At 47.7% G+C, this 1,196-nt stretch carries 1 protein-coding gene; it reads left to right on the top strand.

Translation table 11 applies throughout. The features are described 5' to 3' along the window. Positions 1–986 (top strand): hypothetical protein (locus E1963_RS23550; protein WP_201272077.1); only part of this gene is annotated, 986 nt, incomplete at its 5' end. Between the last annotated feature and the right edge of the window lie 210 nt (positions 987–1,196).

Raw genomic sequence — 1,196 nt, 5'->3', positions numbered from 1 at the left:
GGCAGAAAGACGAGGAAAAGAGGAGAGGAGGGGAAGAAAGGAAGAGGAGGGAAAGGGAAAGGGAGGAGGTCTATAAGAGCCAGCAGCAAGGGAAACAGAGAGGGAAAGAAAGGGAGAAGAGGAAAAAGAAGGGGAAAGAAGAAAGGGAGGGAAAGGAGAGAGGAAGAAGGAGAAGGAGGAGGAAGAGAGAAGAAAGAGGAGGAAGAGAAGAGGAGAAGAAGAGAGGGAGAGAAAGGGGAAGAGAGGAAGGAAAGAGAGGAGGAGAGAGGGAGGAAGAAGAAGAGGAGGAGGGAGGAGAGGGAGGAGGAGGGGGAAGGAAAAGGGGGGGAAAGAAAGGAGAGAGGGGAAAGAAGGGAGGGGAGGGGAAAGGAAAAGTGCCTCCAGAAGAAGGGAAGGAAAGAGAGAGGAGGGAGAGGAAAGAGAAGGGGAAGAAAGAAAGGGAGAAGAAGGAAGGGGAAAAGAGGGAAGGAAGGAGGAAGGAGGAAAAAGAAAAGGGAGAAAGAAGAAGAAGGAGAAGAAAAAGGAGGAAAAGAAAGAAGGAAAAAAGAAAAGAAAAAAGAAGGAAGAGAAAGGAAGAAGAAAGAGGAGGAAAAGAAAAAGTGCACATAGAAAAAGAAAGGGAAAGGGGAAGGAAAGAGGAAAGAAAGAGGGGGAAAGGAAAAAGGGAGGGAAGGAGGGGGAAAAGAAAAAGGAGAAGGAGGAGGGAGGAAAGAAGAAGAGGAAGAGAGGAAATAGAAAAAGCATCCGCAAGAGGAGGGAGGGAAAGGAAGAGAGGGGAAGGAAGAGGAAGGGGAGAAGAAGAAGGGAAAGGAGAAAGAAAAGGGAAAGGAGAAGGGGGGAAGGGAGAGAGGAGGGAGGGGGGGGAAAAGGAAAAAAAGGAAGGGAAGAAGGGAGGAAGAAGAAGAGAAGAGAAGAAAAAGAAGGAGAGAGAGGAGAGAAGGAAAAGGGGAGAAAGAGAGAAGAAGGAGAAGGAGGGAATACAATGAAATTCACAGGAAAAGAAGGAAGGAAGGAAGAAAGAGGAGGGAAGGGGAGAAGAGAAAAAGGAGGGAGGGAGAAGAGGAGAGAGGGAAGAGAGCACTAAACCAAGACTAAACTCGGGCAAAGTGACATATCCGTAAAAAACTGGAGAAAAGAAAAGGACGGAAAAGAGAAGAGGAAAGAGAGGAAGGAGAGAGAAAGGGAAAAGAGAAGGG

The organism is Extibacter muris, assembly GCF_004345005.1.
Taxonomy (GTDB): domain Bacteria; phylum Bacillota; class Clostridia; order Lachnospirales; family Lachnospiraceae; genus Extibacter; species Extibacter muris.
This window is presented reverse-complemented; position numbering and strand designations above follow the sequence as displayed.